The 633-nt window shown below is 47.6% G+C and carries 1 protein-coding gene; it reads right to left on the reverse strand.

Translation table 11 applies throughout. The features are described from left to right. Positions 1-633 (reverse strand): Cof-type HAD-IIB family hydrolase (locus R7093_RS26180; RefSeq protein ID WP_318147144.1); only part of this gene is annotated, 633 nt, incomplete at both ends.

Genomic DNA, 633 nt, shown 5'->3' on the forward strand with positions numbered 1-633 from the left:
TGCGCCACGGCATCGTCTGCGTTGCTGCCAATCACTTCATTGTTTGGGAGCGCTTTCATCACTTTCTCGTGTGATGTGCCCATTACTAAGCCTTTGCCTGCCATTGATAGCATTTCGACATCATTCATGCCGTCGCCAAATGCAATGCAGTTTTCGAGCGTTAAACCCAGAGCTTCCGCGACTGCTTGTAGCGCGTGGCCTTTCGAAACGCCCGCACTCATTACTTCTAAGCACCAAGGAGTAGAGAACGCGATATTCAATTTATCGCCAAACTGTTCACGCAGTTTGTTTTCAAACACCACCAAACGTTCATGATCTTGCGCTGGATGGGTGAAGAAAATTTTCGCAATGCCGTCGGTTGGCGCTTGGTCTTCATCGAATAAGACGTATGTGAATTCGTCATGGAAATCACGCAGTGTTTCGTCGTCTTTGTTCATCAACCAACTGTCGTTTTGATACATGTGGATAAGTATCTCGTGATCATGTTTGATCGTGTCGATCACGCCTTGAACCAAATCCGCAGGTACGTTTTCACTGTACATCAGTTGATCGTTTTGGTCATGAACACGCGCACCGTTTGAGGTGATCATGTAAGCCGGAATGCCCACTTGGCGACGAATGCTTGCAACGTCT

This window comes from Vibrio sp. 1580, assembly GCF_033340055.1.